The organism is Candidatus Obscuribacterales bacterium, from assembly GCA_036703605.1.
Taxonomy (GTDB): Bacteria; Cyanobacteriota; Cyanobacteriia; order RECH01; family RECH01; genus RECH01.
Map to the genome: position 1 here is coordinate 1 of DATNRH010000597.1, position 15,741 is coordinate 15,741.

11 protein-coding genes are annotated in these 15,741 nt (G+C 51.5%); 6 read left to right on the forward strand and 5 right to left on the reverse strand.

Translation table 11 applies throughout. The features are described 5' to 3' along the window. Window positions 1-284 precede the first annotated feature (284 nt). From V6D20_12755 to V6D20_12765, 3 genes are all read left to right on the forward strand, one after another. Complete coding sequence (locus V6D20_12755; GenBank protein ID HEY9816651.1) at window positions 285-1,976, forward strand: glycosyltransferase family 39 protein; 1,692 nt, start codon at window positions 285-287, stop codon at window positions 1,974-1,976. A gap of 14 nt (window positions 1,977-1,990) precedes the next feature. Then, window positions 1,991-2,548: a DUF6398 domain-containing protein gene (locus tag V6D20_12760; GenBank protein HEY9816652.1), complete on the forward strand. Its 558-nt coding sequence runs from the start codon at window positions 1,991-1,993 to the stop codon at window positions 2,546-2,548. A gap of 716 nt (window positions 2,549-3,264) precedes the next feature. Continuing rightward, window positions 3,265-3,969 carry an alternative oxidase gene (locus tag V6D20_12765; protein ID HEY9816653.1) on the forward strand — a complete coding sequence of 235 codons (705 nt, stop codon included), beginning with the start codon at window positions 3,265-3,267 and terminating at the stop codon, window positions 3,967-3,969. 199 nt (window positions 3,970-4,168) lie between these two features. Here the strand turns inward: V6D20_12765 and V6D20_12770 are convergent, their stop codons facing one another. After that, a complete protein-coding gene (locus tag V6D20_12770) occupies window positions 4,169-4,492 on the reverse strand; it encodes a DUF1825 family protein (protein ID HEY9816654.1) in 324 nt (107 codons plus the stop codon). A 490-nt stretch (window positions 4,493-4,982) separates the two neighbouring features. On the opposite strand from V6D20_12770, the gene V6D20_12775 reads away from it, so the two are divergent. Next, window positions 4,983-6,584: a hypothetical protein gene (locus tag V6D20_12775; GenBank protein HEY9816655.1), complete on the forward strand. Its 1,602-nt coding sequence runs from the start codon at window positions 4,983-4,985 to the stop codon at window positions 6,582-6,584. On the opposite strand, the gene nadB is transcribed toward V6D20_12775, so the two are convergent. The 4 genes from nadB to V6D20_12795 form a co-directional block, all read right to left on the reverse strand. Next, on the reverse strand, window positions 6,581-8,290 hold the full coding sequence (nadB, locus tag V6D20_12780) for an L-aspartate oxidase (GenBank protein HEY9816656.1): 1,710 nt from the start codon (window positions 8,288-8,290) through the stop codon (window positions 6,581-6,583). The two genes, V6D20_12775 and nadB, sit on opposite strands and share 4 nt — an antisense overlap. Window positions 8,291-8,681: 391 nt before the next feature. Then, window positions 8,682-9,113, reverse strand: a complete 432-nt coding sequence (psbU, locus tag V6D20_12785) for a photosystem II complex extrinsic protein PsbU (GenBank protein ID HEY9816657.1) — start codon at window positions 9,111-9,113, stop codon at window positions 8,682-8,684. A 256-nt stretch (window positions 9,114-9,369) separates the two neighbouring features. Next, the gene (locus tag V6D20_12790; GenBank protein ID HEY9816658.1) at window positions 9,370-10,356 is read right to left on the reverse strand and encodes an adenylate/guanylate cyclase domain-containing protein; all 987 of its coding nucleotides are present in this window, start codon (window positions 10,354-10,356) and stop codon (window positions 9,370-9,372) included. Between the two features lie 219 nt (window positions 10,357-10,575). Then, window positions 10,576-11,310, reverse strand: coding sequence for a DUF3120 domain-containing protein (locus V6D20_12795; protein ID HEY9816659.1), 735 nt, complete (start codon window positions 11,308-11,310; stop codon window positions 10,576-10,578). Between the two features lie 696 nt (window positions 11,311-12,006). Between V6D20_12795 and V6D20_12800 the strand changes: the two genes are divergently transcribed. Together V6D20_12800 and V6D20_12805 are read left to right on the forward strand one after the other, a co-directional pair. Beyond that, window positions 12,007-12,939: an undecaprenyl-diphosphate phosphatase gene (locus tag V6D20_12800; protein HEY9816660.1), complete on the forward strand. Its 933-nt coding sequence runs from the start codon at window positions 12,007-12,009 to the stop codon at window positions 12,937-12,939. 1,428 nt (window positions 12,940-14,367) lie between these two features. Further along, window positions 14,368-15,675, forward strand: coding sequence for a pentapeptide repeat-containing protein (locus tag V6D20_12805; protein ID HEY9816661.1), 1,308 nt, complete (start codon window positions 14,368-14,370; stop codon window positions 15,673-15,675). Window positions 15,676-15,741 lie beyond the last annotated feature (66 nt).

The following is a 15,741-nucleotide window of genomic DNA, read 5'->3' on the forward strand; positions in this document are numbered from 1 at the left end:
GGCCACAACCACAAAAGTCCATACAATCCGCCATACTTCCACACAAATCTTAGGTAGCGCCTCAGGAAAACCTTAAGGGGGTCTTAGCAACATCTCGATAGAATGCGAAGGGGAAATATGTGAGTGCGATAGAGATCATCCCGTACAGGCAAGTCTGGTTCAACCAGCTCGGGATGAACAACGAGGCTTCTGATCTCCATCAAATCACAGGAAGAACCCACAAACTTCGCAGGTCTACTGCTATATGTAGTAGAGACTGCTAAACCGTTATTGCATCCATTCCTATGCCGCAGGTGCTTCATGATCGATATGTTTGGATGCAGCGCCTAGAACGCTGGTCTGAGCAACTGCTCATTGCTGGGCTGCTGCTAGCAGCGATTGTGCTGTTGACTTGGAATGGAGGGACGCTACCCCTGCGCGACTGGGATGAAGGAACGATCGCCCAAGTAGCCCGAGAAATCTGGCGAGCCGATCCATCTGATTTTCGATGGCTATACCCTACTCTTTGGGGAGAGCCCTACTTCAATAAGCCACCGCTGATCCATAACTTCATTGCCTTGGCGTACCACATCGGTGGAGTGAATGAGTGGACGAGTCGGCTGCCTTGCGCCTTGCTAACAGCGGCATCGGTACCGATGCTCTACGCTGTGGGGCGAGAGATTTTTGTTGGCCGCTCGGCGGCAGTGTTGGGGTCGCTGGTGTATTTGACCATGCTGCCGATCGCCCGCCATGGACGGCTAGCCATGCTGGATGGAGCAGTGCTGTGCTTTTTTTTGCTGCTCGTGTGGTGCGTACTGCGATCGCGTAGAGATCCACGCTGGGCCTTGGGGATTGGTCTTGCCTTTGGTCTCATTGGCCTCACTAAGGGCATCCTAGCGCTGCTCTTGGGGGCGATCGCCTTGGTCTTTTTATGTTGGGATTCGCCACGATTGCTGACGTCGCTGTACCTTTGGGGCGGTATTGGCCTAGGGGCGACCCCGGTCATGGCTTGGTATGCAGCCCAAGGGCTCTACTACGGCGCTGATTTTCTCGAAACCCATATGCTGGGGCAGTCCTTCAGTCGGGTTTGGGAGCCGGTGGAAAACCATCAGGGACCGCCCTGGTATTACCTGCTGGAGATAGTGAAATACTGCTGGCCCTGGCTGATGTTTGTCCCGATCGCGTTGCAAACAGCGTGGCGCAGTCGAGCGATGAGTTGGGCCAAGCTGGTGTTGGTGTGGAGTGGCGGTTATCTACTGGTGATTTCGGTGATGAGCACCAAGCTGCCTTGGTATGGGTTGCCCATCTATCCAGCAATCGCCCTCGCCATTGCTGTGCCGCTGAGCCAGCTCTGGCAGCAAACCTCTCTACTCTCGGATGGTGAACGACCGCTGCGCCCTCCCCATTGGTGGGTGGGTGGCTTCGGTCTGATGGCGATCGCGGGTTGGGGAGGTGGGTTTTATTTTGGATCGTGGATGATCCCTGGAGATTCTGGTTTACAACTTACCCTCTTCTCCTTTGGCTTTACTGCAACCCTGTGCGCAATTCTCTGCCACCGAGGCGATCGCCAGTTTATTAGCATTTTGGTTTGGGGGACTTATGTATCGCTGCTGCTGTTGATGTCTACCCCCCACTGGATTTGGGAATTATCCGAAGACTATCCCGTGCAGCCAGTGGCGGCTCTGGTTCGCCAGCTCCCTGCCGATGCCGAAATTTTTACGTCACACCATGGACGACCGTCTCTGAACTTCTATAGCGATCGCCGGGTGATTCCTGCCGCCCAACCTCGGCTTGAACGCCAATGGCAGCGATCGCCCGGCACCTATTTCTTACTGGATGCCAATGCGCTACAACGTCTGGATACAACCGATGCTCAAGTATTGGGACAGGTTGACGGCTGGACATTAATGACGCGGCGGTCTACAACCCCAGTTTGGCCGCAGGGCATGGAGTCAGTCTATGCGCCAGTCCTGCCTGCTTCCCCATTGACCGATTAGTTTGCCTAGGTGCCATGCTCGATCCCCAGTCTTCTGCCACTCCCCCGGTTTTGGGCAAGATCCCCAATCATGTTCAAGATACCTACCAAGCGATCGTTCAATTGCTAGAGATGATCTGCCGTGACCATTTTGATCCTGATCTTGCAGTTTGGGGAAAGGCGATCGCCGCTGCGCTCTGTTGCCAAGCCGATGATCTGGTGATCCGTGGGCAAACCAATGTCTGGGTCTGCGGGATTCTCTATGCGATCGCGAAGGTCAATGGTTGGCTAGAGCCCGATCATCCTCGGCATCTGAGCCCGTCTGCGTTATACACAGCCTGTAGTACTAGCGCCAGCGCCACCCATCGACGATCTAAGCAGATTTGCGATCGCCTCCATCTTGCCGATGATGCCCGGTGGCAGATTCCTATCCCACCCCCTGCCGTGAACTGGATGGTGTCGGTGAACGGACTGGCTGTTGATGCCCATATCCTGCCGCGATCGCTGCAAGACCAGGCGGTGCAGCAGGGACTGATTCCTTCTCTGCCGCCGTCAGATCAAGAACTTCCCGGTACCCAACCAGGGGTTTCTTGACCATGATGCGAAATGTGTTGTTCTTTCCATGAATACTATTGCCGCGCAACATGAATAGAACAGCAGTCAATGGCGCGATCGGGTTGAGTTCATAGGGGTTGAGGTAGGAGGCGATCGCCCGTGATTCCTATCGGTTAGCATCTCCTTAAATGAGAGTTCATAACTATTTGTTGTGTTTACACCACACGCTGAAACAAATAGAAATATCTGAAAATCTTAGGAGTGACGATTATTTTTTTAGAGTCATTTAACAATGGCAAAAAAGCTAGTCTGCTCAACATCTTTCAGGGATTGTTAGAAGAATATAACGATGGATGGATCACACAGACCTGATAGAAATCGGTAGGATCAAACCATGCAAGCAATAACAGCCCACCTCATTCTTGTTGCCCCTACTGAGTAGACACCGAGACCACTATGAACGGTTGAAGCTAACTTCACCGTCCTGTATCAATCGCAACCCAGACGACCTGGAAGCCTCCTGATAGTTCCTTCTAGTCTTCATCTCAAAACCTCATCTCCAACGGTTTTAAGCCAACGAAAAGAACGGTTCTGAGTTCTTATCATCCGTAGAAGGATCGGTAGTTTCATCAGGACATTCTCATTAGATGAGTCTATCCGCAGCTTGCCTTTGCATGTTCGACGGCTAAGTTGGTACGTCTTGAGTTCGATGCAAGGTCTACTCAATCATTACAAATCATTGCCAGGAGTTATGTATGATTCGACTTCTTGTTGGAATCTTGGTTTTTGTCATCAACGTGCTCTATCGCGATCGCCCCTATCCACGTTTTTACGTATTAGAAACCGTCGCTCGTGTTCCCTACTTTGCCTATCTCTCGGTTCTGCATTTGTATGAAACCGTTGGACTGTGGCGCAAGGCGGATTGGCTCAAGGTTCACTTTGCAGAATCTTGGAATGAGCTACACCACTTGTTGATTATGGAAGACCTGGGTGGGAACGATCGTTGGATCGATCGCTTCTTGGCTCAACATGCAGCCCTGTTGTACTACTGGATTGTTGTAGGTCTCTATCTAGTAGCGCCTAAGTCGGCCTATCACTTCATGGAACTCGTGGAAGGCCACGCCTACGACACCTACGATAAGTTCCTGACGGAGAACGAAGCTGACCTCAAGGCCCAACCAGCTCCCCAGGTTGCGATCAACTACTACCGCGATGGCGATCTCTACATGTTTGATGAATTTCAAACCGCCGTTGTGGCCGAGTCTCGCCGTCCTACCGTAGACAATCTATACGACGTCTTCGTCAACATTCGAGATGATGAAGCAGAACATGTGAAAACTATGGTGGCCTGTCAGGCGGCAGATACTACCAATATGAAAAGCCCCCATGCTCCAGCTTTTGCAGCCTCGGATGCAGAGGTGGTCTTTGCCCCCGGTGAACAACGGGCTGTTGCAGAGTAGCCGTCATAGCATGAGGCTTGACCCATCATGATACAAAGCGGCATGGAGATGACTCTCCGTGCCGCTTTTGGATATTCAGCTTTCATCTCACAGGGAAACAGTCACAGGGAAACAGACTGAGGCTTTTAGATATCTTGACATGGGGTTATCTAGGAGCGATCGCCCCTAAAACTCCTGTAACGAGCCCATTCATTCAGCCCTATGGATTCCGTTCTAGCTCGGCCTTCATGCGCTCTAAGGTGAGATTCATTTGATCAAACATTTGCTGCGGTGTGATGCCAAACTGCCCTAGCTGGGTCTTCATTTGTTCAACCGTCATCTGGGCCATAAAGTCTTCGGATAGCTCGAAACGCTTCATAAAGATGCGATAGCGATCCATCACCGCTTCCATCTGCTCGATATAGAGCTTCTTGCCTTCTCGGTCAAACTTACCGTAGTCGCCACCTAAACGCACTAGCGACTGATAATCCTCGAAGAGCTGCTTTGCCTCTTGTTGAACGATGTCGGAGTCAAAAAATCCCATGGTTTGCCACTCGTTTTCTACTCACACATGCACGGCCAATCGCCTAACTCAAGCATGACGCCGCCTACATGGAGAAAGGCACCATCTACGAACTAAGCGCAATCTGGGGGTGTGGTTAACTTCATTGTAGAGGAAGTCCTTCAATGCCCCATAGGAGAAGAATGGCTGAAAACCGAACAACGATAGAATAGATTACCCCTCAAAAGATTGCCCTAGAGAGAATGCTCGGATGTTGTTGTGCTTATGCTGAGCTATCTCTAGTCTGCCTGTAGGGAGTGACAACCTGCTGATTGACTGACAAAACTCTTGCAATTTTGATGCTCTCGTAAGTTGGGTTAGCGTTAGCGTAACCCAACAGCATCTGGGCTGGTAATGGGTTTTCCATTGCCCAACCCAGTCTACGCAAAAAGATTTGTCAGTCAACCAAGACAACCTGCCTGCCGCTTGCAGGGGCGTCTCACTTGGATAATAGTACAATCACGTTTGGCTGATGGCTTCGGTAAAACCTTCCCCGTCTCGTTCATTTTGGCAACCTCTCGATCGTGCAGCGATCGCCCTGATGCTGGTGCTGATGGTCTTGGTTGCCTTGCTGCTGCTTAAGGGCGATCGCGCTGCTCCACGGGTGCGCAACTTTAGCTGGCAAGACCGCTCCGTTGGTGCCAGCGACATTGCCTTTACGCTGACCTTCAGCCGCCCGATGAACCACCGTAGTGTGGAAAATAATCTGCGCATTGAGCCGCCACTCTCAGGGCGGGTGAGTTGGGCTGGGCGGCGCATGGCCTACACCCTCAATGATCCTCTTCCCTACGGCAATAGCTTTGAAGTGAGTTTGCAAGGAGCTTACGATTTATTTAGCGATCCTGATGATCGTCGCACCCAACTTCGTCCTTTTGTGGGGCAGTTTCAAAGTCGCGATCGCGTCTTTGTATACTTAGGCATAGAAGGGGAAGAACGCGGGCGCTTGGTGATGCAAAACCTCACCCGCCGTAGCCGGACGATTCTCACGCCAGACCATCTAACCGTGCAAGATTTTCGTCCCTATCCCAACAGCGATCGCATCCTGTTCTCTGCCGCTGAGCGATCGGATGCGTCTAATGTGGCTGGTTTGAAGATCTACACCGTGACCACGGGGATTGCCTATGACGTCCCGGATCAATTTTTTGACAACGATACCCGTCGTCCCCAACCTCAGGAGTCAGCAGGGGTTATCCGCGAGGTGTTGGGGAATGACAATTACCAAAACCTCAAGTTTGATCTATCGGCTGATGGTCAAACCATTGTGGTGCAGCGGATTAATCGTACAGATCCAGCAGATTATGGTCTTTGGATCATCCGTGAGGGTGAGGCGGCAGAACCCCTACCGGGAGAACCAGGGGGCGATTTTTTGATCACGCCTGATAGTGAAGCGATCGCCGTTCTGCAAGGAGAAGGGACGGCAATTCGCCCCATTGAGGAAGAGTCTATACCTGAGGATTCTGCGTCTAGCTCGGAGTCGGCTCCAGAACCCTTAGATTTTCTGCCCCAGTTTGGCCGAGTGCTCAGCTTTTCTTCAGATGGATCGGCGGCTGCCATGGTGCGGTTTAATCCCAACTTCACAGAGTCGTTGTTTATCGTCACCAACCAAGGCGATCAAACCGAGTTGCTAACCACCAACGATGGCGGCAAGGTGCGGATGGCGCAGTTTAACGCTCAGAAAACGATCCTCTATGCCTTAATTACCCGAGCCTTGCGCCTATCTGATCCCAATGCCAATGAGGCGGCTATTGTTCCCGGTGAGATTTATGTGGAACAGCCCTATCTGGTTGCTCTTTCCCTCGACTCGGGCGATCGCACTGATTTGCTAGAACTTCCCATCCAGCAGGATGTTCAGATGAGTCTATCGCCAGACAACTTCAGCATTTTGTTTGATCAGGTGACGCCTTCTGCCGAGGACGCTGGGAATCCCAACGTTCTGCGCGGGCAAGATGGGCGGGCGATCGCCGATAGTCAACTATGGCTGTTGCCCTTATCCCAGAATGACGATGGTGTGCCGGTACCCTTAGAGCCAGAACCGTTACTGTTGCCGGGGCTACGTCCTCGCTGGTTACCCTAGGGCAGCTCGACGACCTGCGGGGCAGGCGTAGAGGTATACAAACGGTCGTCTTGAACCAGGGTATGCACCTGCCATAGGGCGATCGCGTCCGGGTAATCTCGTCGGTAGTGACCGCCTCGGCTCTCGGTGCGAAAGGCGGCGCTTTTGAGGATGAGGCTGGCAATATCTAGCAGATTGCGCAATTCACCCCAGGTTTGCAGGGTGGCAATCTTAGAGGGATCAATGGCAATGGAGCTGTGGGATATCTGGGGCAAAGCGGTGTTGAGCAGCCATTGACTTAAGGCATGGTGATTAAACTGCTGGCGCAAAGCAGCGACTTGGGCGATCGCCTGATCGAGACTTGATTGCTCACGACAAATGCCCGCGTGACTCCAAACCCATTGCTGTAGATGCGATCTCCACTCATGGAAGTCCGATAGCGCTGCATCGATCGCTGCTGCCTCCTGTAGAGGTTGTTCATCCCCAGGGCGATCGCGCCAAGGGGGCGGCAAGGGCAGATGGGCCATGTTGTGGCCAAACACGACGCATTCCAGCAGGGAGTTGCTGGCTAGGCGATTGGCACCATGCACTCCGGTACTGGCGGTTTCTCCTACGGCATAGAGTCTAGAAATGGAGGTGGCGCTCTCTAAATTCGTCAACACCCCTCCCATCCAGTAGTGAGCGGCGGGAGCTACCGGGATCGGCTGGGTGAACACATCAATGCCATAGCTCTGGCAGCGCTGGATGATAGTGGGAAAGCGACGCTGAATCACCTCCGGTGCAATCGGGCGTAGATCGAGCCATACGTGAGGAATGGAGCGATCGCCACGCTGACTTGCCTGGATGGTTTGTTGCTGCAGATGTTGATAAATCGACCGGCTGACAATATCTCGGGAGGCCAATTCTCCCGCCGGATGATAGTCAAACATAAACCGATGACCGTGCTGATCGAGCAAATGGGCTCCTTCCCCTCGTACGGCTTCGCTGATCAAGAAATGGGGCGCGCCCAGTTTCATCAAGGCTGTGGGATGAAACTGCATAAATTCCAGATCCCGCAGGATTGCGCCAGCTCGCCAGGCCATGGCCACGCCATCACCGGTACTGGCTGGAGGATTGGTCGTTTGGGAAAAAACCTGCCCGCCGCCCCCGGTGGCCAATACCACCACGGCTGCTTCAATGGCTTGAAGGACGCCATTATGGAGAGCGATCGCTCCTTGGCACTCACCGGTCTCAGGATTCAGCCACAGATCAAACACGAAGGTGCCGGAGAGGACTTCTATATTGGGGCGTTGGTAAACATGGCGCGTTAGCGTCACCACCACTGCCCGCCCCGTGGCATCCGCTGCATGGAGCACCCGCGGCCGGCGATGGGCGGCTTCTAAGGTCAAGGCAGGGCGATCGCCGGATTGGTCAAAAGCGACCCCTAGCTCCAGCAACGATTCAATGCAGTCTGGCGCTTGGTTCACCAAATAGCGCACCGCATCTAAATCGCAAAGCCCTGCTCCGGCATTGAGCGTGTCTTCTAGGTGCAGTTGCACAGAGTCATCACTGGCGATCGCGGCGGCAATCCCCCCCTGAGCCCAGTCACTCGCCGACTGCAATAGCGTCTCTTTGGTAATCAACCCCACCCGGTAATGCCGGGGCAAACACAGTGCGGAATAGAGTCCGGCCGCCCCCCCACCAATCACCAAGACATCGAAACGCTGGGGCTGCACTTGTTGGGGCACGAGGGTCATCCTTGTTCAATGAAATCTTAAAGATATGTTAACGATGATGAATCTAACTGGAAACCCATAGCTATGGCCAGTTTAGTTAAGGCATGTCCTAAAATGTTCAAACCTTGGAGCATTTCCATGTTTTTTGGAGGCCTTAACCCATGGGGCTATGGGAGGTCATCAGATTGAGGCTGGATATAATCAAATGCCCATGCCGATACGACATGAGCATTCATGATGCTTATAGAACCTGGCTACTGGCTACAAAAGCAGGCGATGGAGTCGCTTTTCTGTTTTTAGAGCCGAGGAACATGGAATCGTGATGGGGGCAGACATGGCGTTAACCTGACCAACCTCTACCCCACATCAAACTACGTCAGCTAACAGGTCAGCCTCAAGCAGACTAACCGCCATACACTCCATTGTTGAAGCGATCGCCTCCTTCTACCAAGGCAGCATCTGGATCTGACACGGTGAAATTATCCAGATTGGCCTTCAAAATTTCAATTTGACGCTCGCTGAGCCCTGGCATTTTTAGCACATCCTCAACCGTCTCAAACGGTGCATTTCGGAGGATTTTGCTAGCAATGGTGGGGTATAAACCTGGGTATTGGGTAAATGCGCGAACGTTGGTGTTGTTAAGGTCGATCTTTTTGCCAAACTCGGTGGCGAGTTTATCATCAACAGAGTTTCTTAACTCGGCTGCTAAAACCGGTGATGACGTCCAGGATACAGGTGCCAGGTTGGCGGCAAACGCCGGCTGGGGCACTCCTAGCCAACTCAGGCAACTTAGCAACAATCCTACTATCATCAACGCGCCAACCAGTCGTTTCATGGGTTAGATCCCTCCCAGTATGAATTTATCGGCAATATATCAATTCAGTGTGATCACTTACAACGTCGCCTCTCTACTGGCAGCAACGCCGGCACGACCCAATGGGATTTACACCTCATGGGGGTGCGATCGCACTTAATTAGAGACTACCACTTTCGATCCCCCAATTTTTAAGGATTCCTGAAGGACTTTTAAGGAGCTTGTAGGTAGAAATCGATGAGAGCTGCTGAGATTCAAGGTGACCTCACCTAAGCTCTTAACGGTAGCCGTTGATTCGCAGGAATTTGTCTAAATCGGCGAAAAAACTGGCATAGGTAATGGTTGGTACGTCGTATCCTTTCAGCTCCACCTTGCGCTGCTGAAAGAGCTCAGTATGTTGCATCGACTCTGCTAGATATTTGTAGGTGACTTCGCCGAGGGCGACGTCCATGCCTATTTCCTTGGTTGCCGATTCAAGACGGAACGCAGCATTCACCGTATCCCCTAGGGCCGTATAGTCGGGGCGATCGCCGGTGCCAGTATTGCCAACCATGGCGTAGCCTGTGTTCACGCCAGCCCCCACTCGTACCGGAAAGGGTAAGGGATAGCGCTCGTGGAGCTGGCTGGTCATCTCATGGAGGGCGCTGAGAGCTTGGGCAATCCGAATCATTTCACTATGGTCCACTTCCTGGGATCCGTGAATCCAGACCGCCATAATGGCATCGCCGATATATTTATCAACCCAACTGCCATACTCCCGAATGATGTCTCCGGCGCGGCGAAACCAGGTGCCGATCACCTCCGACAGAATTTTCTCATCGAGCTGGCGTGTCATCACCGTGTAGTCTCGAATATCGACCACTAAGACCGAGATCAGCCGACGCACATGGAGGGTAGCTGTTGCTGTAAAGTCTTGGGAACTGTCACCTGCCTTTGCATCCGGAAGGGGATCGCTGGATGGACAGTAAAACTCAAGCTCGGTTTGCCCAAAGGTGAGGCCATCGCCATTCCGCAAGGTGACGGGCACGGTAACGCGTCGGCCGTTGACAAACGACCCGTTGCGACTGCCGAGATCGATCAGGTAGAAATCACCTGTCTCCATTTGCTGGAGCATGGCATGATTCCGAGAAATCCAGCGATCCGGCAACACAAAGTTGTTATCGTCTCCTCGACCTACAGTCCAGCAGCTTGTGCCAGTCAGAGAGAGATAACGGTTGCCGGACTCTGTCCGTAGGATGAGATGGGGAACAAGTTGTGAATCCACTACAGACAACTATAAAACCACTGAGCTATCCCTATGATGTATCCTAAGGCACCCGTCTGCGGTCAGCATGACATTCCATTAAGGTCAGAAGTCCAAGCCGTACCGACCGAAATTATAGTTCTGATCCGGAGGATTGTACGAACTGAGTTGGGGCATCTGCTTGGTATCGGGCTGACTCCCAGACTAAACTGTCTCAGAGTACTTCAATCATATCTTCACTCAGGCGGCGATCGCAGCGATCAAAAAGAGTCCGTCTACTAACAATGTACTGAGCACAGCCCCCCCAAACGCCCAAGTGTAGTGTCGTTGGAGATGTAGGGGCATGTAACCAACAAAGATCAAAATTCCCACAAGTGCCATGCCTAAGGCTACCCCCCATGGAGTAGTAATGCGAGCCAATGCACCCTGAAAGATGGAATGTAGCTCGTCGGGGTTAGCGCGCATCACCTGTCGCCAAGCCGGAACGACATCGCATAGATAAAAGTATAGGTCTGTGACGACCGTCCCAAAGAGGGAGCCTAGATAGAACCAACTGCCTACGATCGCCTGACGGCGCATTAAGCAAATCACAGCTAGGGGAAGGGCGATCGCTTCAATGGGAAGATGCCAAAGGGGCTCCCAGCGCATCCATCCCCAATAGATGGATCCGGCAAACCACGTCCAGGTAAAGCCCACCAGCAGGTCTCCCCAAAGTCGGGTACGCTCTCGCTGACAGAGCCATAGGGCTAGACCTAGCCATGCTGCTGTTAGGGCCATGCTCAGCTCAGGCTGCCAGCGCACCAAGGACGCTTGAAACAAAACCGGCACGGACACTAAAAAAACTGCCCCGAGGAATACAGGCCAGGGGGATGATAGGTGCCAGCTTGCTTTTGGACTTGCATCAACAAGGGGCAATGCCGAGTCAGTGGGCACTACGGCTTCAATGACATTGGTGTAAGGCTCTGTAGGAAACAAAGTTTTATTAAGCAGTCAGTTCATCTTTTTTAACGTATCACATCTATATCCTCTGGGGGGGCATCTTAACTACAAGTTCCAAAAGTTCTTGAGTTGCCCTCGGCTCATAGGCTATCTCCATTGAGCCAGGTTGGGATTGAGGAGCAGCATCTTTTTAGATTCTCGTCTAGCGGTCATCATCCCTAGGCGATCGCAAGATGTTCTCATAATCGCCATCAAGGCATGGTTGTTGATTCATGGTGATCAAGGCATAGTCATAGCTGACGCTAGAGGGGAAGAAATTCGAGGCATTACTGAATCGCGATAGGATTTGCGCTAGTGAGCCGTGAGTGAGACGCTCACACTAGCAATTCATTCACCATCAAGTCGTGGGAGCATCTTGCTCCCACGACTTGATGGTGTATCTTCATGCAGCAACACCAGATTCAAAACTCCATGATGCCTGCAGCGGCATTCCCATTGGCTGTCAAGCACCAAGGCAACGAAACAGCGTACATGGTCTCTCAGAGATCAGACGGTTTGCCGGAGATGGGTCTGCAGAAAAACCATGAAAATTGGAAAAAGTGTTGTCATGAAGGTTGCACCCTTACCCAAACTCCTGCCAGCATAGGGGCTGGCTAAAACCCATGGAGTTCGCTGATTAGTACACCTAGTCCTAGAACATCAAACCATACAAGCACAGGTATTGACCGAACCATGATGCATTTATCAATTTGGACACTGTCCAGTGGGAGCGTTGTTCAGCCCTTGGCAACAGAACCAGTTGCTGAGTCAGCGCCAGCGATCGCCGACCTAAGCATCATTCAATCGATGGTGCTTGGCGTTGTTCAAGGCCTGACAGAATTTTTGCCCATTAGCAGCACCGCTCACATTAAAGTTGTTCCGGTTGCCTTGGGCTGGGGTGATCCGGGGGTTGCTTTCACTGCCTTTATTCAGTTGGGCAGTATCCTATCGATTCTTTGGTACTTCTGGGGCGATTTGAGCCAGGTTGTTGTAGGCACCCTTCGCGCCATCAGAACCTCTAATTATGATTCCACGGATTTCCGTATTGGCTTGGGCATCCTTGTCGGTACTATTCCGATTGTGATTGGTGGATTAGCCCTCAAGATTCTTGTGCCCAATTTTGACAACTCTCCCCTACGCAGCATGGCAGCGATCGCCTTTGCCTCAATTGTCATGTCTCTGCTTTTGGCTTGGGCCGAGTATCAGGGCAACCGAAAACGCACTTATGAAGACTTAAGCACTCGAGATGGCATTTTGATGGGACTGGCCCAAACTCTTGCCCTCATGCCCGGTGTTTCCCGCTCTGGTTCTACCCTCACGGCAGGGCTATTGATAGGGCTGAACCGTCCGGCTGCTGCTCGCTTTTCATTTTTGCTAGGTGTTCCGGCAATTACCCTGGCGGGTGTAGTGGGCTTAAGGGATTTGATTGACGTTGGCTTTGAGGGTACTAGTATTGCGGCACTCATTGCTGGATTTATTACTGCAACGATCTCCTCATACTTAGCCATTGCCTGGCTCCTCAACTTTCTCAAGAAACACAGCACCTGGGTATTTGTGTGGTACCGCCTAGGGTTTGGGGTGATTATTTTAGGCTCCATTTGGATGGGACTAGTCGAAAACAGATAGCGCCGAGCCGTGCATCTACCCTTAATAAACAGGCTACTTGATAGGCTGACGGGTCTGATGGGGGCATCCAGGTTCGAGCAACTCCATCGGAACTTAGGCAAGTCTTGGTTTTACAGGGCGACGCTCTGTTGGAATGGGAGAACCAATGCCAAATTAGACCCGATACTAGATTCTACAACCGTTGACCAGCATAGAGTTTAAGAGTTTATTGCCCCCTAAAAAAGCTCTAGACCACCTTTTTTTTTGAGTAACCTCATAGAGCCCTAGAGAATTAAGCTTGTGATAAACAGCACTTGAAAAGATTACCTGATTGAGACTAACGAGACAGAGGCTCATTTCCATCCATAGACCTGGAAGTCCATATTTTCTTAATGTTTCAGTGTATGCGGTTTTACTTGATCCCCGGCTATTATTTATATGGATAGCTCTTTTTTCCTGGGCAAGTTTTGTACTTTTTGATATAGAAATTCATGCTTTCTATATGATCCCCCATTTAAGTTATTAGGTTTTCAATGGTTAGCCTTTATACAATTATTTGAGCATTTAGTGAGGATTAATAAAACCTAAATTTAGATCTTTAGACAGATGTTGTGCTATTGCTTCGATGTCATGATAAATTATGTCGGTTGTCTGCGATCCCCAATTGCAGGAGGCATAATGTTGGACATGGAATCAATGTAAGGGTTGCATCTTTAGGTTCGCTATCTTTCGGTCAAGACAGCCTATAAAAGATATGGTCTTTATAGGTTTTCTAAAGGCAGTAAGGTCTTGAATCTTTTTTCGCCTCGCTCAATTTAATACCCATTTTTCTCGGTATGACGGTTTAGGGCTAGGGGATGACACATCTCGCCATAGAAGAGTTCACGGAATGTGAACATTAATGTCGTGAAATTAGTGCCCTGGCTACAGTTCCAGTTGTTCATTGCACAAGTTTTGAGGAATCTTTAAAATGCAAGCCATTCAAATTATCCGTTGTCCGAATTGTGGCAGTCTGGCAGAACGTTTCCATGTTTTAGGGAGTCAAACGTTGCAAGTTCAAACCCAATGCGCGTCCTGCGACTACCTCATGATTACTTGCTCACAAACCGGCAATGTTGTTGAGGCCTATGCGCCAGGTCTTCCCATGCGGTCTTGAGTCTGTGGTCGCTAGTAGTTAGGCAAGAGTACCAGTGGACGTGAATCGATTCAGGTTGAGAAATCGTGCAATCTAAGTGCATAGGTAGAGGGAGATCCATTAGCTGTGGTGTAGGGTGCTATTAAGTTTGACCGTAGTCTACGTATCGTAAGGCTTTGATACGTTACGCTACTGCTCATGCATCGCATCCTGCACGACCCATTCATGGCATTTCCTACTTAGCACTATGGTTGGATGCCAGCTAGGATTGAGCTAGCGATCGCTTCCATGTACTGCTTTTCATCCAAGACTCCATGACGGCTGACACTGACTCTCCCTTGCCCAATGATGATGCTTCTGATGTAAACCCCTCTGAACCCGGTGATGGATCAGAGGGGTCAATGCTGTTAACGGATCCTCCGCATGAGGAGTCGCCTCGCTCTGCAGCTACATCAGAAGCACTGCCGCCCCCCATCCCATTGGCTGAGCCTAGGGTAGCCCCCCTGCTGACCAGCGACTCGTTGCCATCCCGCACAGTCCTCTTTGCCATTGCTCTATCTGTGGCGTTCCTTAGCCTGCTGATTAACAGCGCCATCTTAGGGGTAGCCAGCGCAGGAATTCTATTGATCCTGTCCATAACGGTGATAGGGCCAGCGCTGTATGACGTGGTTGCTAATGTTCTATCGCCTCAGCAGCGATCGCTCTTATTGGCAACGGCCAGCCTCATCCTTGCCCTAGGAATGCTGCTGCGGTTTGCGGCATGGGGGCAGAGGATCTCTCGCTGGGCGGCCACTCAGGTGAACTGGGAAGCGGTGGGAGCGTTGGGAGATGCTTTTGGAGCCTTAGGACAAATCTTAATCGCCGTGCTGGCGGTCTATATTGCTTGGCGGCAATATGTGATTTCTAAGGATTTGACGATTCAGCAAAATACGATTACTCAACAGCAAACCATTGATTCCTACTTTCAAGGCATTTCCGATCTAGTGCTGGATGAAGAGGGGCTGCTGGAAGATTGGCCCCAAGAAAGAGCGATCGCTGAAGGACGCACTGCCGCCATCCTTAGCAGTGTTGACGCTGGCGGCAAGGCCAAAATTGTTCGTTTTCTGTCCCAATCACGATTATTGACACCTCTGAGGCGCGATCGCCGTTTAGGACGCGCCATTCTTGACGGAGCTGGCGGTTATCAAGAGGATCGAGCTGAAGGTGTGCGGGTGATTGATCTAGGCGTCATGCTAGCTGGAGCCAATCTATCTGGCAGTGATCTCCGGTGGACTGACTTGAGCGAAGTCAACCTCATTCGCGCCAATCTGAGTCACTGCGATTTTGTCAAGACCAACTTTGCCCGTACGATTCTCTGCGATGCCAACCTCACGGGATCAGATCTCATGGGTGCCCGTCTCTACTATGGCTCTGCAGCAACAGCCACCCCCCGCACCCGCAGCGATCGCCCCAACTATCAGACGGGAGCTTTCACCGGAGCCGTGATCGAAAACGCTAACTTCAGCCAAGTCGCTCGCCTATCAGACGAACAACGCTACTACTGCTGTGCTTGGGGCGGTAGCAAAACCCGTGCAACCGTACCGGGTGGATGTAACGGTATCCCCAACCTGCTGGGGCGTTAAAGCTACACCAGCTCATAAAAGGTATCTTGAGCCTCTGCTTGCAAGGCTTCTAGATCTTCCTCCGAG

Bases quoted from the DNA above. Each gene is read 5' to 3' on its own strand.
- V6D20_12805 (HEY9816661.1), top strand. From the start codon at position 14,368: ATGACGGCTGACACTGACTCTCCCTTGCCCAATGATGATGCTTCTGAT.
- V6D20_12775 (HEY9816655.1), top strand. From the start codon at position 4,983: ATGGCTTCGGTAAAACCTTCCCCGTCTCGTTCATTTTGGCAACCTCTC.
- psbU (HEY9816657.1), bottom strand. From the start codon at position 9,113: ATGAAACGACTGGTTGGCGCGTTGATGATAGTAGGATTGTTGCTAAGT.
- V6D20_12760 (HEY9816652.1), top strand. From the start codon at position 1,991: ATGCTCGATCCCCAGTCTTCTGCCACTCCCCCGGTTTTGGGCAAGATC.
- V6D20_12765 (HEY9816653.1), top strand. From the start codon at position 3,265: ATGATTCGACTTCTTGTTGGAATCTTGGTTTTTGTCATCAACGTGCTC.
- V6D20_12770 (HEY9816654.1), bottom strand. From the start codon at position 4,492: ATGGGATTTTTTGACTCCGACATCGTTCAACAAGAGGCAAAGCAGCTC.
- V6D20_12755 (HEY9816651.1), top strand. From the start codon at position 285: ATGCCGCAGGTGCTTCATGATCGATATGTTTGGATGCAGCGCCTAGAA.
- V6D20_12800 (HEY9816660.1), top strand. From the start codon at position 12,007: ATGATGCATTTATCAATTTGGACACTGTCCAGTGGGAGCGTTGTTCAG.